The sequence below is a fragment of the Kitasatospora sp. NPDC059160 genome (assembly GCF_042755465.1).
Lineage (GTDB): Bacteria > Actinomycetota > Actinomycetes > Streptomycetales > Streptomycetaceae > Kitasatospora.
The window spans coordinates 140,961-154,041 of sequence record NZ_JBHZCN010000002.1 but is presented as its reverse complement, the minus strand read 5'-3'; the positions used below and the strand labels follow the sequence as shown (position 1 = coordinate 154,041).

The 13,081-nt window shown below is 72.5% G+C and carries 10 protein-coding genes; 9 read left to right on the top strand and 1 reads right to left on the bottom strand.

The window, feature by feature from the left end; all coding sequences use genetic code 11:
• Nucleotides 1-55: 55 nt before the first annotated feature.
• From ACFXOZ_RS01730 to ACFXOZ_RS01705, 6 genes are all read left to right on the top strand, one after another.
• A complete protein-coding gene (locus ACFXOZ_RS01730) occupies nucleotides 56-1,258 on the top strand; it encodes a cytochrome P450 (RefSeq protein ID WP_380586491.1) in 1,203 nt (400 codons plus the stop codon).
• The gene (locus ACFXOZ_RS01725; protein WP_380586488.1) at nucleotides 1,251-2,597 is read left to right on the top strand and encodes an MFS transporter; all 1,347 of its coding nucleotides are present in this window, start codon (nucleotides 1,251-1,253) and stop codon (nucleotides 2,595-2,597) included. The genes ACFXOZ_RS01730 and ACFXOZ_RS01725 overlap by 8 nt, the downstream gene beginning before the upstream one ends.
• A 391-nt stretch (nucleotides 2,598-2,988) precedes the next feature.
• Nucleotides 2,989-3,873, top strand: coding sequence for an ABC transporter substrate-binding protein (locus ACFXOZ_RS01720; RefSeq protein WP_380524997.1), 885 nt, complete (start codon nucleotides 2,989-2,991; stop codon nucleotides 3,871-3,873).
• Nucleotides 3,874-3,922: 49 nt separating this feature from the next.
• Nucleotides 3,923-4,708: an amino acid ABC transporter permease gene (locus ACFXOZ_RS01715; protein ID WP_380586485.1), complete on the top strand. Its 786-nt coding sequence runs from the start codon at nucleotides 3,923-3,925 to the stop codon at nucleotides 4,706-4,708.
• Nucleotides 4,701-5,516: an amino acid ABC transporter ATP-binding protein gene (locus tag ACFXOZ_RS01710; protein WP_380586482.1), complete on the top strand. Its 816-nt coding sequence runs from the start codon at nucleotides 4,701-4,703 to the stop codon at nucleotides 5,514-5,516. Before ACFXOZ_RS01715 ends, ACFXOZ_RS01710 begins: the two co-directional genes overlap by 8 nt.
• 91 nt (nucleotides 5,517-5,607) lie before the next feature.
• Complete coding sequence (locus ACFXOZ_RS01705) at nucleotides 5,608-6,822, top strand: saccharopine dehydrogenase family protein (protein ID WP_380586479.1); 1,215 nt, start codon at nucleotides 5,608-5,610, stop codon at nucleotides 6,820-6,822.
• A gap of 330 nt (nucleotides 6,823-7,152) precedes the next feature.
• Here ACFXOZ_RS01705 and ACFXOZ_RS01700 read toward each other — a convergent pair whose 3' ends face one another.
• Complete coding sequence (locus ACFXOZ_RS01700; RefSeq protein WP_380586475.1) at nucleotides 7,153-8,214, bottom strand: PIG-L deacetylase family protein; 1,062 nt, start codon at nucleotides 8,212-8,214, stop codon at nucleotides 7,153-7,155.
• 363 nt (nucleotides 8,215-8,577) lie between these two features.
• Here ACFXOZ_RS01700 and ACFXOZ_RS01695 point away from each other — a divergent pair, with 363 nt between their 5' ends.
• From ACFXOZ_RS01695 to ACFXOZ_RS01685, 3 genes are read left to right on the top strand one after another with little or no spacing between them, the layout of a single operon-like run.
• Nucleotides 8,578-9,624, top strand: coding sequence for a LacI family DNA-binding transcriptional regulator (locus ACFXOZ_RS01695; protein ID WP_380586472.1), 1,047 nt, complete (start codon nucleotides 8,578-8,580; stop codon nucleotides 9,622-9,624).
• Nucleotides 9,621-11,141 (top strand): sugar ABC transporter ATP-binding protein, encoded by a 1,521-nt coding sequence (locus ACFXOZ_RS01690; RefSeq protein WP_380586469.1) that lies wholly within the window; start codon nucleotides 9,621-9,623, stop codon nucleotides 11,139-11,141. The genes ACFXOZ_RS01695 and ACFXOZ_RS01690 overlap by 4 nt, the downstream gene beginning before the upstream one ends.
• A complete protein-coding gene (locus ACFXOZ_RS01685; RefSeq protein WP_380586466.1) occupies nucleotides 11,131-13,077 on the top strand; it encodes a substrate-binding domain-containing protein in 1,947 nt (648 codons plus the stop codon). The genes ACFXOZ_RS01690 and ACFXOZ_RS01685 overlap by 11 nt, the downstream gene beginning before the upstream one ends.
• Nucleotides 13,078-13,081: the final 4 nt, after the last annotated feature.

Below are 13,081 nucleotides of genomic sequence, written 5' to 3'. Positions count from 1 at the left end.
CCCGGCCGACCGGCCGACCGGCCCGCACGAGTTCCGAGCCCGAGGAGAGAGATCCATGACCACTGCGGTCGACGACGACGCCGCAGCCCGGATGGCCGCCTTCATCCGCGCCCCCTACCCCACGCTCGCCCGGATCCGTGAGGCCGGCGCGGTCTCCGTCGTGGAATTCGGCGAGGGGCTGCCGGTCTACCTGGTGACCCGCTACCACGACGTCCGGGCCGCGTTGACGGATCCGCGCTTCGGGCAGGACGTCCGCCGCAGCCAGGCCATCGCGAGCGGACGCGGCGCCGGGCTGACGCTCGGTTCCGAGGTCGTCCACATGCTCAACAGCGATCCGCCGGACCACACCCGGCTGCGCCGCCTGATCCAGGGCGTCTTCACCCGCCGACGGGTCGACGAGATGCGGCCGCTGGTCGAGCGCACCGCCGACGGCCTGCTGGACGGGCTGCGCGGGCGCGGGACCGCCGACCTGATCACGGACTTCGCCTTCCCGCTGCCCATCATGGTCATCTGCGAGCTGCTCGGCTTCCCCCCGGAGGACATGCAGGCCTTTCGCACCTGGTCGACGGCGATCCTCACCCAGGGCGGCGACCTGTCCTTCGCCCAGGCGACCGAGGAACTGAACGACTACCTGCGGGAGTTGATGGCGGCCCGGCGGGCGTCGCCGAAGGCCGACATCCTCACCGACCTGGTGCAGGCCCGGGACGCCGGCGAACTCACCGAGCGGGAGGTGTTCTCAATGGTCTTCCTGCTGCTGATCGGCGGCCACGAGACCACCGTCAACCTGCTCGGCACCGCCACCCTGGCGCTGCTCCACCACCCCGACCAGCTCGCCCTGCTGCGCGCCGACCCGGCGTCGATGCCGGTCGCCGTCGACGAGTTCCTCCGCTACGAATCCCCGGTCAGCATGGCCACGTTGAGGTTCACCAACGCCGATGTGACGGTCGACGACGTCGAGATCCCGGCGGACGAACTGGTGCTGCTCTCCCTCGGCGCGGCCAACCGGGACCCGGCCCGCTTCACCGACCCCGACCGGCTGGTCCTGGACCGGGGCGACCCCGGCCACCTGGCCTTCGGACAGGGCCTGCACCGCTGCCTCGGCTCCTTCCTCGGCCGACTGGAGAGCGAGGTCGCGCTCACCGGGCTGCTGTCGCGCTTCACCCGGATCGAGCTGGCCGCCTCGGAGGAGACCCTGCCCTGGCGCAACACCATCATGCTGCGCGGCCTGGAGTCGCTGCCGGTGTCGCTCGATGGCTAGCGGCACCGGCACCGGTACGAGCGGCAGCGACGGGCCCGGCGGCGCGGAGGCGGGCAGCCAGGTGAAACCGGGTGGCCGTACGAGCCCAGGCGGCACCGAACCCGCACACGCCGCAGGGACGTTGCGGTTCCGCCCCCGGTTCGGCCTGGCACCGCTGCGCGCCCGCGGCTTCCGGCTGCTGGTGATCGGGCAGGCCACCTCGGAGTTCGGCAACGCGTTCCAGGTGGTCGCCCTGCCGCTGCTGGTCTACTCCCTCGGCGGCGGCGCCCGCCGACTGAGCCTGGTGGTCGCCGCCTACGGCGCGGGCCGGCTGGCCGCCACCCCGCTCGGCGGGATGCTCGCCGACCGCTTCGGCGCCCGGCGGGTGATGCTGGCCGCCGACCTGGGCCGGCTGCTCGCCACCACCGGCCTGTGCGCGGCCGCGGCCGCCGGGGCGGCGGACTTCCGGCTGATCGGCGGGCTGGCACTGCTGGTCGGCCTCGGCGCCGGGGTGTTCCTGCCGGCCGCCTGGGCGATCACCCCGACCCTGCTGCCCGCCGCGGACCTGCACGCGGGCAACGCGCTGAACAGCACGGTCACCTTCGGCGCCGGTCTGCTCGGTCCGGCGCTGGCCGGCCCGCTGGTCGCCTGGCTGGACCCGGCCGCCGCGCTGGGCCTGGACGCGGCGACCTTCGCCGTGTCGGCGGCGACGCTGCTGCTGATCGGTCGCGGCAGCCCGGTCGCCCCGCCCGGCCCGATCTCCGAACGCGCCTCCGTACCAAGGAACTTCCGTACCCTGCTGCGGGAGTCGCCGCTGCTGCGCGCGGTGCTGACGGTGACGGTGATCGCCAATCTGACGGTGGGCGGCGCCACCCGGGTCGCCCTGCCGACCCTGGCCACCCACGGCTTCGGCGCCGGCGCCGTCGGGCTCGGCCTGCTGCTGGCCGCCTTCACCGGCGGCGCGCTGGTCGGCGGCCTCTTCGCGGCCGGCCTCACCGAACTGCGCTCGCGTGGCCGTACGGCGATGCTCTCCGGCCTGGTGATGGGTGCGGCGATCGGCCTGGTGCCGTTCACCGGCCTGGTCGGCGCCGTGCTGCTGCTCTTCCTGGCCGGCGGCGCCAGCACCGTGACCAACGTCCTGGTCGTCACCGGCGTGCAGCGCGGCACTCCGCCCGCGCTGCTGGCCCGGGTCATGGCGGCGATCACCTTCTGCGCGCTGGGGGTCCTCCCGCTCTCGGTGATCGCGGCCGGCGCGGCCGTGGACGCCTTCGGGGCCCGCGGGGTGTTCGCGACGACCGGACTGTGCCTGACGGGCGCGTTCGGGTACGCGCTGACCAGGCGCGTCATCCGCGAACTGTGAGGCCGTGGCGTCGGCGGAGGATTTGACTCCGCCGACGATCACCACGCATAGTGCCCGCATGGCTGGATACCTCGTTTCGCGCAGGCACATCGACCTGCGCCGTGTGACGGCGATGAGCTGTCGCCCCAGCTGCTGACGCACGCCCTCTTCCGGCTCTGACGCCGGGCGCCCGCGTCCCTCCGTTCCCTTTCTTCACTTCACTTCCTTCCTTCCGCTCGCCCTTTTCGCGACCGCCTCGATCCGTGCGGTCGTGCGCTGCCGTCCGCCCTGCCCCGGTCCTCCCCGGTCCCGGTCCCCGTACGTCCCGGACCGGATCAGACCGACCTCGGGCCGAACCCAGGCCGGGCCGGCCGGCGGCGCCTCCCCTCACCACCACACCTCTGGAGCCTCCATGGGCCCGCGCCGGGTTCTCGTCACCACTCTCGCCGTTCTCGCCTCCCTGGCCTCGCTCACCGCCTGCGGCGGCAGCTCCTCGGGCGCGAAGTCCGCCGACAATCCGTACCAGTTGTCCGTTCCCGGGACGATACGCGTCGGCACCCTCTCGGACGCGCCGCCGAACGTGTACCTCAAGGACGGCAAGTTCACCGGTTTCGACAACGACCTGTTCACCGCCGTCGCCGCCAAGGCCGGCCTCAAGGTGGAGTTCGCGGCGACGGACTTCTCGTCGCTGCTGTCCCAGGTCGCCAACCACAAGTTCGACGTGGGCAGTTCGTCCATCACCGTCACCGAGGCCCGCAAGAAGACGGTGGCCTTCACCAACGGCTACGACTTCGGCTACTTCGGCCTGGACGTCCCCGCCGGTTCACCGATCACCGCCTTCGACCAGCTGGCGGGCAAGCGCGTCGTGGTCGTCCAGGGGACCGTCCAGGACGACTACGCGACCAAGAACAACCTCAACCCGGTGCGCGTGCCCGACTACAACGGCGCGCTGAACCAGCTCAAGGCCGGGACGGCCGAGGCCTGGATCTCGCCCGCGGAGATCGGCGAGAAGAGCGCCCAGGACAGCGGCGGCAAGGTAGTCCTCGCCCAGAAGCAGCTCAGCTCCGCGCCGACCGCCTTCGCCGTCGCCCAGAACCGCCCCGAACTGCTCGCCGCGCTGAACAAGGCCCTGGACGAGGTGATCACGGACGGCACCTGGACCCGCCTCCAGGAGCAGTACTACCCGGGACGCCCGGTGCCGGACGGCTTCAAGCCCGGCAACGGCTCGGTCGCCTACCCGCCCGTCAAGGCGGCCCCGACCACGGGTGCACCGGCCGGCGCGTCCCCGACTCCCTGACCTCGCCCCTCACCCCCTCACCCCCGAACCGGACGACAAGGAGGCCGACGTGGACCAGCTGGGCACGCTGGCGGAGACGTTCTTCAACTGGGGATCGATGCGCTCCGCGATCTCCGACCTGCTCACCACCGGCGTGCCCAACACGCTGATCCTCGCGGTGACTTCGGCCGTCATCGGCACCGTCCTGGGGCTGCTGCTGGCAGTGGCCGGCATCGCCCGGACGCGCTGGCTGCGCTGGCCCGCCCGGGTCTACACCGACGTGTTCCGCGGTCTTCCGGCCGCGGTCACCATCCTGCTGATCGGCGTGGGGCTGGCCCCGCAGGGGATGGAGATCTGGGGGCCGGACCCGTACCCGCTCGGGGTCCTCGCGCTGTCCCTGATCGCCGCCGCCTACTTCGGGGAGATCTTCCGCTCCGGGATCCAGAGCGTGGAGGCGGGCCAGTTCGAGGCGGCGCGCGCGCTGGGCTTCTCGTACGCGGCGGCGATGCGGCTGATCATCCTCCCGCTCGGCGTCCGGCGGGTGCTGCCGGCCTGGGTGAACCAGCTCATCTCGCTGATCAAGGACTCCAGCCTGATCTACTTCCTCGGCCTGACGGCCGATCAGCGCGACCTCTTCCGGATCGGCCAGGACTCCGCCGCCACCACCGGCAACGAGTCCGCGCTGGTGCTCGCCGGCCTGTTCTACCTCCTGCTCACCGTGCCGCTGACGCATCTGGTCAACGTGATCGACCGGCGGCTCCGCCACGGGCGCGGCGCACCGGCCGCCCCCTCCCCCTCCGAGGCCCGGCCCTCGCCCGAGCCCGCCCCCGCGCCCGAAGGAGCGGCACGTGTCTGACCACCGCCCCACCGAGTCCGCCGACACCGAGGCCACTGGCACCACCACGACGGCCACCGGCACCGCCACCCGCACGCCGTTCTCCCCGGTCAGCCTGGCCACCCGGGACCTCCACCTGTCCCTGGGCGGCACCCCGATCCTGCGCGGCGTGGACCTCGACGTCCCCTCGGGACACACCCTCTCCGTGATCGGTCCCTCCGGTTCCGGCAAGTCCACCCTGCTGCGCACGATCAACCGCCTGCTGGAGCCCGACCGCGGCGACGTCCTGCTGGACGGCGAGAGCGTCCTGCACCGCGACCCCGACCTGCTGCGCCGCCAGGTCGGCATGGTCTTCCAGCAGTTCAACCTCTTCCCGCACCTGAGCGTGCTGCGCAACCTCACCCTCCCGCTCCGCAAGCTCCGGGGCCTCTCCCGCGAGGAGGCGACCGGGACCGCCCTGCGCCAACTCGACCTGGTCGGCCTGCGGCACAAGGCCGACGTCCGGCCCGCCCGGCTGTCCGGCGGCCAGCAGCAGCGGGTGGCGATCGCCCGCGCGCTGGCCATGGAGCCCCAAGTGATGCTCTTCGACGAGGCGACCTCGGCCCTGGACCCGGAACTCGTCAAGGGCGTCCTGTCCCTGATGGCCGACCTCGGCCGCGCGGGCATGACCATGGTGGTGGTCACCCACGAGATGGGCTTCGCCCGCTCGGTCTCCGACACCGTCGCCTTCATGGACGGCGGGGTGGTGGTCGAGTCCGGCCCACCGGGGGCGGTCTTCGACGCACCGCGCAGCCCGCGCCTGCGGCAGTTCCTCGCGGACGTGCTCTGACTCCGGCCCGGTGCTCGGAGCGGGACCGTTGACAGTGCCATGTCGGGCTCCTAACGTGGCGCAGTCGATTACCCGTGAGTAGGGAACGCTGATGGCCGAGCCCCGCCCGTACGACCTCGTCCTGTTCGGCGCCACCGGGTTCACCGGCGGTCTCACCGCCGAGTACCTGGCCCGGGCCGCGCCCGAGGGCTGCCGCTGGGCCCTCGCCGGGCGGGACGAGCGCAGGCTCGCCGCCGTCCGGGCGCGGCTGACGCGGATCGACCCGCGCTGCGCGGACCTCCCGCTGCTGGTGGCCGACGCCGCCGACCACCGGGCGCTGCGCCAGGTGGCGGGCTCGGCCCGGGTGGTGGTCTCCACCGTCGGCCCCTACCTGCGGCACGGCGAGCCGCTGGTAGCGGCCTGCGCGGACACCGGCACCGACTACGTGGACCTCACCGGCGAGCCGGAGTTCGTCGACCGGATGTACCTCCGCCACCACGAGCGGGCGGTGGCCAGCGGCGCCCGGCTGGTGCACGCCTGCGGCTTCGACTCGGTGCCGCACGACCTCGGCGTGCTCTTCACCGTCGACGAACTGGTGCGCCGCAGCGGCCCGGTGGCCCGGCTCTCCGTCGAGGGCTTCGTCCGCGTCGGCGGCACCGTCTCCGGCGGCACCTTCGCCTCCGCGCTCACGGCCCTCTCCCGGCCGCGGGCCATGGCCCGGGCCGCCCGCGCCCGCCGCGCGGTCGAGCCCCGACCGAAGGGGCGGCTGGTCCGCACCCCCGCCGGCCTGCCGCACCGCTCCCGGGCCGCCCGCGCCTGGGCCGTGCCGCTGCCCACGATCGACCCCCAGGTGGTGTCCCGCTCGGCCGCCGCACTGGACGCGTACGGACCGGACTTCGGCTACGCCCACTACGCGGCGGTACGCAGGCTGCCGGTCGCCCTCGCCGGCCTCGGCGCCGTCGCGGCGCTCGCCCTCGCCGCCCAACTCCCCGCGCTGCGCCACGCCCTGGAGCGGCTGCGCAAACCCGGCGACGGCCCGGGCCCGGAACAGCGGGCCCGCTCCTGGTTCGCCGTCCGCTTCGCCGCCCGGGCCCAGGACGGCCGCACCCTCCTCACCGAGGTCACCGGCGGCGACCCCGGCTACCAGGAGACGGCCAAGATGCTCGCCGAGTCCGCCCTCTGCCTCGCCTACGACGACCTGCCCCCGCTGGCCGGCCAACTCACCACGGCGGTCGCCATGGGCCGCCCCCTGATCGACCGCCTCACCGCGGCGGGCCTCTCCTTCCGCGTCCTCCCCACCCCGCCCCGCACCGCCCCCGGCCGCTGAACCCGGTCACCGGCCCCGGTACGCGGTCGGCGCGCCACCGTTCGGAACGGTCAGGCGCGGCCGACCGGGGCGTGCGGCCGCTGGATCTCCTCCGGGTGGGCCGTGTGCCGCAGGGCCTCCTCGTAGGCGACGGCACCCGGCGCCAAGGACACCAAGCGCTCAAACCCTCGCCCACGTAGCCGGAGCGGACCCGCCGTACCGGTCCACGACCGCAGCGCTGCCGGAGACCGTGCGGACGGTCTCCGGCAGCGCTGCGGCGGGATCCAGCGGTGCTCGGGATTCTCGAAGTCAAGGCGTGCCGCGGCGCTCGACGGCCCGGCCGGCGGTCCGTCAGGACCATTCCCACCGCGGCTCGCCGTCGTAGCCGCCCTCCTTGCGGCCGATGTCCCCGTACCGGTAGTCGCCGTTGGGGAGGGCGAAGACGTACTCGCGCGGGTCGGCCGATGCGGGCTCCAGCTTCCGCCAGGCGCTGTGGTAGCCGAGCGCGTAGAAGTTCTTGGACGGCTTCCAGGCGTTGTAGCAGGCCATGGCGTCGCGCTTCGTCCTCATGTGGGCGTCGGGGATGTTCAGCACGTAGGCGGCGCCGTTGCCGCGCAAGGACGGCTTGTGGTCGTAGGCGTAGACGAAGTTGAAGCGCACATCGGTGAGCTTGCCCTCCCTCGCCAGCTGCACGGCCGCGTCGGAGATCGCCTTGTGGGTCGCGCTGACCTCCAGCCAGCCCGCGGTGAACTTGTGCGAGGCGCCCGGGTACTGATCCGCGATGGACGCGATCTTCGACTTGACCGTCTTGGTGAACTTCTTGAAGGCGTCGTCCCCGTTCCACGCGGAGTCGGAGATCTTCAGGTTGATCACCTTGTCGACGCCGAGGACGGCGGCCGAGGCCATGAACTCCGCGGTCCGGGCCGGCACGATCACGCTGTCACTGGCGGCGCCGGTCGGCCAGTTCAGCCCGTGCGGGCCGCGGGCAATGCAGTGGTCCATCGCGCGCAGCTCGCAGTCCAGCTGGTCGCCGTTCTGGTCCTTCTCGTTCATGAGCCTCGCCAGCCCGTCGTTCTCACCCAGTGTCACCAGCACCAGGTACACGGGCCGTCCGGCCGCCTTGTGCTCCAGGATCGACCCGGCCAGGCCCAGCACCTCGTCGTCCTGGTGCGGCGAGTAGAAGATCGCCGGCGCGGACGCGGCCGAGGCCCTGCCCCCCGACAGACCGGTGCCCAGGAGCGTCGCCCCGGCCAGCGCACCCGCCGTCAGCACCCGCCGCCGGGACAGGCCCGCACGGCCGATCCCGGCCATCGCCGCCTCCTGCCGGCCCCACCGGGCCGGCCCGTACCCCGGCCCGCCGTCGCCGGTGGGAGCGGAGGAGTCGAAGCGGTGGAGGAAGTGACGATCGGCCATGGACAGGCTCCTTGGACAGCGGCACCGCGGGGGCGGCACGGGAAACGGGAGTCGACGGTGACGGCGGACGAACCACCAGGTCACGCCCCCGACACTACGGAGCGCACCCGTCACCGGGCGTCACCCACCGGAACGGGGACCGCACTCCCGCTCCTGCCCCGTTCCGGGACCGTACTCCCGGGCCCAGCCCCGCCCAGCGGCGGCGGCTCACCGCCCGGCTCCACGTCCGGCGGAGGCACCGGCGCGGCGTTCATCACGATCAGGTTTCAGCCATCCGCTCAAGGCTTGCCCTGCGGGCATGTAATCGATTCCAATCGTGGGAACACATCGATGTAATCGATTCCACGAGGAGGTGGAGCGACTGTGCCGAGCATCAAGGACGTCGCCGCCGAGGCAGGCGTGTCCGTCGCCACTGTCTCGCGTGTCCTGAATGAGCACCCTTCGGTCAGCGAGGACGCGCGGGCGCGGGTGCTGGCCGCCGTCGCGTCGCTCGGGTACCGGCCCAACGCCGTGGCACGGTCGCTGCGCACCGACCAGACCCGCACCCTCGGCCTCGTGATCAGCGACGTACTGAACCCGTACTTCACCGAGCTCGCGCGGTCCGTGGAGGAAGAGGCGCGGGCACTGGGGTACAGCGTGATCATCGGGAACGCCGACGAGCGGCCGGACCTGCAGGACCACCACGTACGGACGCTGCTGGACCGCCGTATCGACGGACTGCTGGTCTCGCCCACCGACGGCGGGTCGCCGCTCATGCTGGACGCCGCCCGGGCCGGGACACCGATGGTGTTCGTGGACCGGTGGATCCCCGGCGTCGACGTGCCGGTGGTGCGGGCGGACGGGCGGGGTGCCGTACGGGACCTCGTCGTGCACCTGCACCGGCTGGGGCACCGGCGGCTGGCGATCATCGCCGGGCCGGCGGCCACCACGACCGGGCAGGAGCGTGTGGAGGCGTTCCGCGAGGCGCTGGCGGAGTGCGGCCTCGACCTGCCGGACCAGTACATCGGCCAGGGTGACTTCCAGGCCGCCAGCGGCCGGCGGGCGACCGAGCGGTTCCTCGACCTCGCCGAGCCCCCGCAGGTCGTGTTCGCGGCGGACAACCTGATGGCGCTGGGGGCCCTGGACGCCGTACGCGCCCGTGGTCTGCGCGTGCCGGACGACATCGCGCTCGCCGCGTTCGACGACATCCGCTGGTTCGTGCACACGGACCCGCCGATCACCGCGATCGCCCAACCCACGGGCGAGCTGGGCCGGGCCGCCGTGCGCGCGCTCGTGGACCGCATCGAGGGGCGGACGCCGCGATCCGTGACGCTCCCCGCCCGGCTCGTCGTTCGCCGCTCGTGCGGCGAGACCCCCGTCACCGAGACCCCCGTGACCGAGACCCCCGTGACGAACAGGAGCCAGTCGTGAGCGACCCGGACGAGTTGCTGCGCATCGAGGGCATTCGGAAGACCTTCCCCGGGGTGGTCGCGCTGGACCGCGTCGACTTCGACCTGCGGCGGGGCGAGGTGCATGTGCTGCTCGGTGAGAACGGCGCGGGGAAGAGCACGCTGATCAAGACGCTGTCCGGTGCCCACACACCCGACGAGGGCCGCGTCCTGGTCGGTGGTGAGGAGGTCCGCATCCATGGTGCGCAGGACTCCGAGCGCCTCGGGATCGCCACCATCTACCAGGAGTTCAACCTCGTCCCCGACCTGACGGTCGCCGAGAACATCTTCCTGGGGCGCCAGCCGCGCCGGTTCGGGATGATCGACCGGAGGAGGATGGAGGCGGACGCCTCGGAGCTCCTGGAGCGCGTCGGCGTCAGCGTGTCGCCCCGCGCGCGGGTGCGCGAACTCGGCATCGCGCGCCTGCAGATGGTCGAGATCGCGAAGGCGCTGAGCCTGGACGCGCGGGTTCTGATCATGGACGAGCCGACCGCCGTGCTGACCTCCGAGGAGGTCGAGAAGCTGTTCGCGATCGTGCGCAAGCTGCGCGAGGACGGCGTCGGGATCGTCTTCATCACCCACCACCTGGAGGAGATCGCCGCCCTCGGGGACCGGGTCACGGTCATCCGGGACGGCAGGTCGGTCGGGCAGGTGCCTGCCTCCACACCGGAGGAGGAACTCGTCCGGCTGATGGTGGGCCGGTCCATCGAGCAGCAGTACCCGCGCGAGCGCGCCGTCCCGGGCACCGCCCTGCTGTCCGTGGAGGGGCTGTCCCGGGACGGTGTCTTCCACGACGTTAGCTTCGAGGTGCGGGCCGGCGAGGTCGTCGGCGTCGCGGGGCTGGTCGGGGCGGGTCGTACCGAGGTGGTCCGGGCGGTCTTCGGGGCCGACCCGTACGACCGCGGTTCGGTCCGCGTCGCCGGGGCCTCCTTGAAGCGGCACGACATCGGCGCCGCGATGACCGCGGGACTCGGGCTGGTACCGGAGGACCGCAAGGGTCAGGGGCTGGTGCTCGACCAGTCGGTGGAGGAGAACCTCGGACTCGTCACCCTCAGGTCCGCCGCCCGAGCCGGGATCGTCGACCTGAAGGCCCAGCACCTCGCCGCCGCGCGGATCGCCGGGCAGCTCGGCGTACGGATGGCCGGGCTCGGTCAGCAGGTGCGCACGCTGTCCGGCGGCAACCAGCAGAAGGTCGTCATCGGCAAGTGGCTCCTGGCCGACACCAAGGTGCTGATCCTCGACGAGCCCACCCGCGGCATCGACGTCGGCGCCAAGGTCGAGATCTACCAGCTCATCAACGAACTGACGGCGGCCGGGGCCGCCGTCCTCATGATCTCCAGCGATCTGCCCGAGGTGCTCGGGATGAGCGACCGGGTGCTGGTGATGGCCCAGGGCCGGATCGCGGGCGAGCTGTCCGCCGACCAGGCCACGCAGGACGCGGTCATGTCGCTGGCCGTGAGCAATCCCCCTACCGAACTGGAGGCCCCCCGTGGCCGCTGAAACGCTCAAGAGCGGTACGGGCGCCGGTGGCGCCGCGGCGTTGCGCCGTCTGCTGCTCGACAACGGCGCACTGACCGCGCTGATCGTCCTCGTCATCGCCATGTCGGCGCTGTCGGGCGACTTCCTCACCACCGACAACCTGCTCAACGTCGGTGTCCAGGCGGCCGTGACCGCCGTCCTCGCCTTCGGTGTCACCTTCGTGATCGTCTCGGCGGGCATCGACCTGTCGGTCGGTTCGGTGGCCGCGCTGTCGGCGACGGTGCTGGGGTGGAGCGCCACAGCGCACGGAGTGCCGGTGGTCCTCGCGGTGCTGCTGGCACTGGCCACGGGTGTGGCCGCCGGCCTGGTGAACGGGTTCCTGATCTCGTACGGCAAGCTGCCGCCGTTCATCGCGACGCTCGCGATGCTGTCGGTGGGGCGTGGTCTGGCACTGGTGATCTCGGACGGCTCGCCGATCGCGTTCCCGGGCTCGGTCTCCCACCTGGGCGACACGCTCGGCGGGTGGCTGCCGGTGCCGGTGCTCGTCATGGTGGCCATGGGACTCATCGCGGCGTTCGTCCTCGGCCGTACGTACATCGGCCGCTCCATGTACGCCATCGGCGGCAACGAGGAAGCGGCCCGGCTCTCGGGTCTGCGGGTGTCCAGGCAGAAGCTCGCGATCTACGCGCTGTCCGGTGTGTTCGCCGCGGTCGCCGGTGTCGTCCTGGCCTCCCGGCTCTCCTCGGCTCAGCCGCAGGCCGCCACCGGGTACGAGCTGGACGCCATCGCCTCCGTCGTCATCGGCGGCGCCTCCCTCTCCGGGGGTACCGGCAAGGCGTCGGGGACGCTGATCGGCGCGCTCATCCTCGCGGTGCTGCGCAACGGGCTGAACCTGCTGAACGTCTCCGCGTTCTGGCAGCAGGTCGTCATCGGTGTCGTCATCGCCCTGGCGGTGCTGCTCGACACCGTGCGGCGCAAGGCCGGGGCCGCGCCATCGGCGATCGGGGCGCCCGGCGGCGGACGGGGCAAGCAGGCCGCCACGTACGGGCTCGCGGCCGTCGTCGCCGTGGCGATCGTGGGTGCGACGTCGTTGCTGCACGGCGATCCGAAGTCCGGCACCCAGAAGATCGGTCTCTCGCTCTCCACGCTCAACAACCCGTTCTTCGTGCAGATCCGGGCGGGTGCGCAGGCCGAGGCTGCGAGCCTGGGCGTGGACCTGACGGTCACCGACGCGCAGAACGACGCCTCGCAGCAGGCCAACCAGCTGCAGAACTTCACCAGTTCGAAGCTCGGGGCGATCGTCGTCAATCCGGTGGACTCCGACGCGGCGAGCAACTCCGTGCAGGCCGCCGGCGCGGCGAGGATCCCGGTCATCGCCGTCGACCGGGGCGTCAACAAGGCCGAGGTGAACGCCTTGGTCGCCTCCGACAACGTCGCCGGCGGTGCGCAGGCCGCGAAGGCCCTCGCCGAGAAGCTCGGTGGCAGCGGGAAGATCGTGGTCCTCCAGGGGCTGGCCGGCACCTCCGCCGCGCGCGAGCGGGCCGAGGGCTTCGCCAAGGGACTGGAGGCGTACCCGGGGATCGAGGTCGTCGCGCAGCAGCCGGCCGACTTCGACCGGACGAAGGGTCTCGACGTCATGTCGAACCTGCTCCAGGCGCACCCGGACGTCCAGGGTGTCATCGCCGCGAACGACGAGATGGCGCTCGGCGCGGCGAAGGCGCTCGGGTCCAAGGCCGGCGGATCCGTGCAGGTCGTCGGCTTCGACGGAACTCCCGACGGGCTCAAGGCGGTCGAGCAGGGGACGCTGTACGCCTCCGTGGCCCAGCAGCCGTCGCAGCTCGGGAAGATCGCCGTGGACAACGCGGTCAAGGCGATCAGGGGTGAGAAGGTCGAGGCGACCATCAAGGTGCCGGTGAAGGTGGTCACGAAGGAGAACGTGGCCGGGTTCAGCGGCTGAGACG

What these genes read in the sequence shown, in the direction of transcription:
- ACFXOZ_RS01730 (WP_380586491.1), top strand. Translation starts at nt 56, where the DNA reads ATGACCACTGCGGTCGACGACGACGCCGCAGCCCGGATGGCCGCCTTC.
- ACFXOZ_RS01725 (WP_380586488.1), top strand. Translation starts at nt 1,251, where the DNA reads ATGGCTAGCGGCACCGGCACCGGTACGAGCGGCAGCGACGGGCCCGGC.
- ACFXOZ_RS01720 (WP_380524997.1), top strand. Translation starts at nt 2,989, where the DNA reads ATGGGCCCGCGCCGGGTTCTCGTCACCACTCTCGCCGTTCTCGCCTCC.
- ACFXOZ_RS01705 (WP_380586479.1), top strand. Translation starts at nt 5,608, where the DNA reads ATGGCCGAGCCCCGCCCGTACGACCTCGTCCTGTTCGGCGCCACCGGG.
- ACFXOZ_RS01700 (WP_380586475.1), bottom strand. Translation starts at nt 8,214, where the DNA reads ATGGCCGATCGTCACTTCCTCCACCGCTTCGACTCCTCCGCTCCCACC.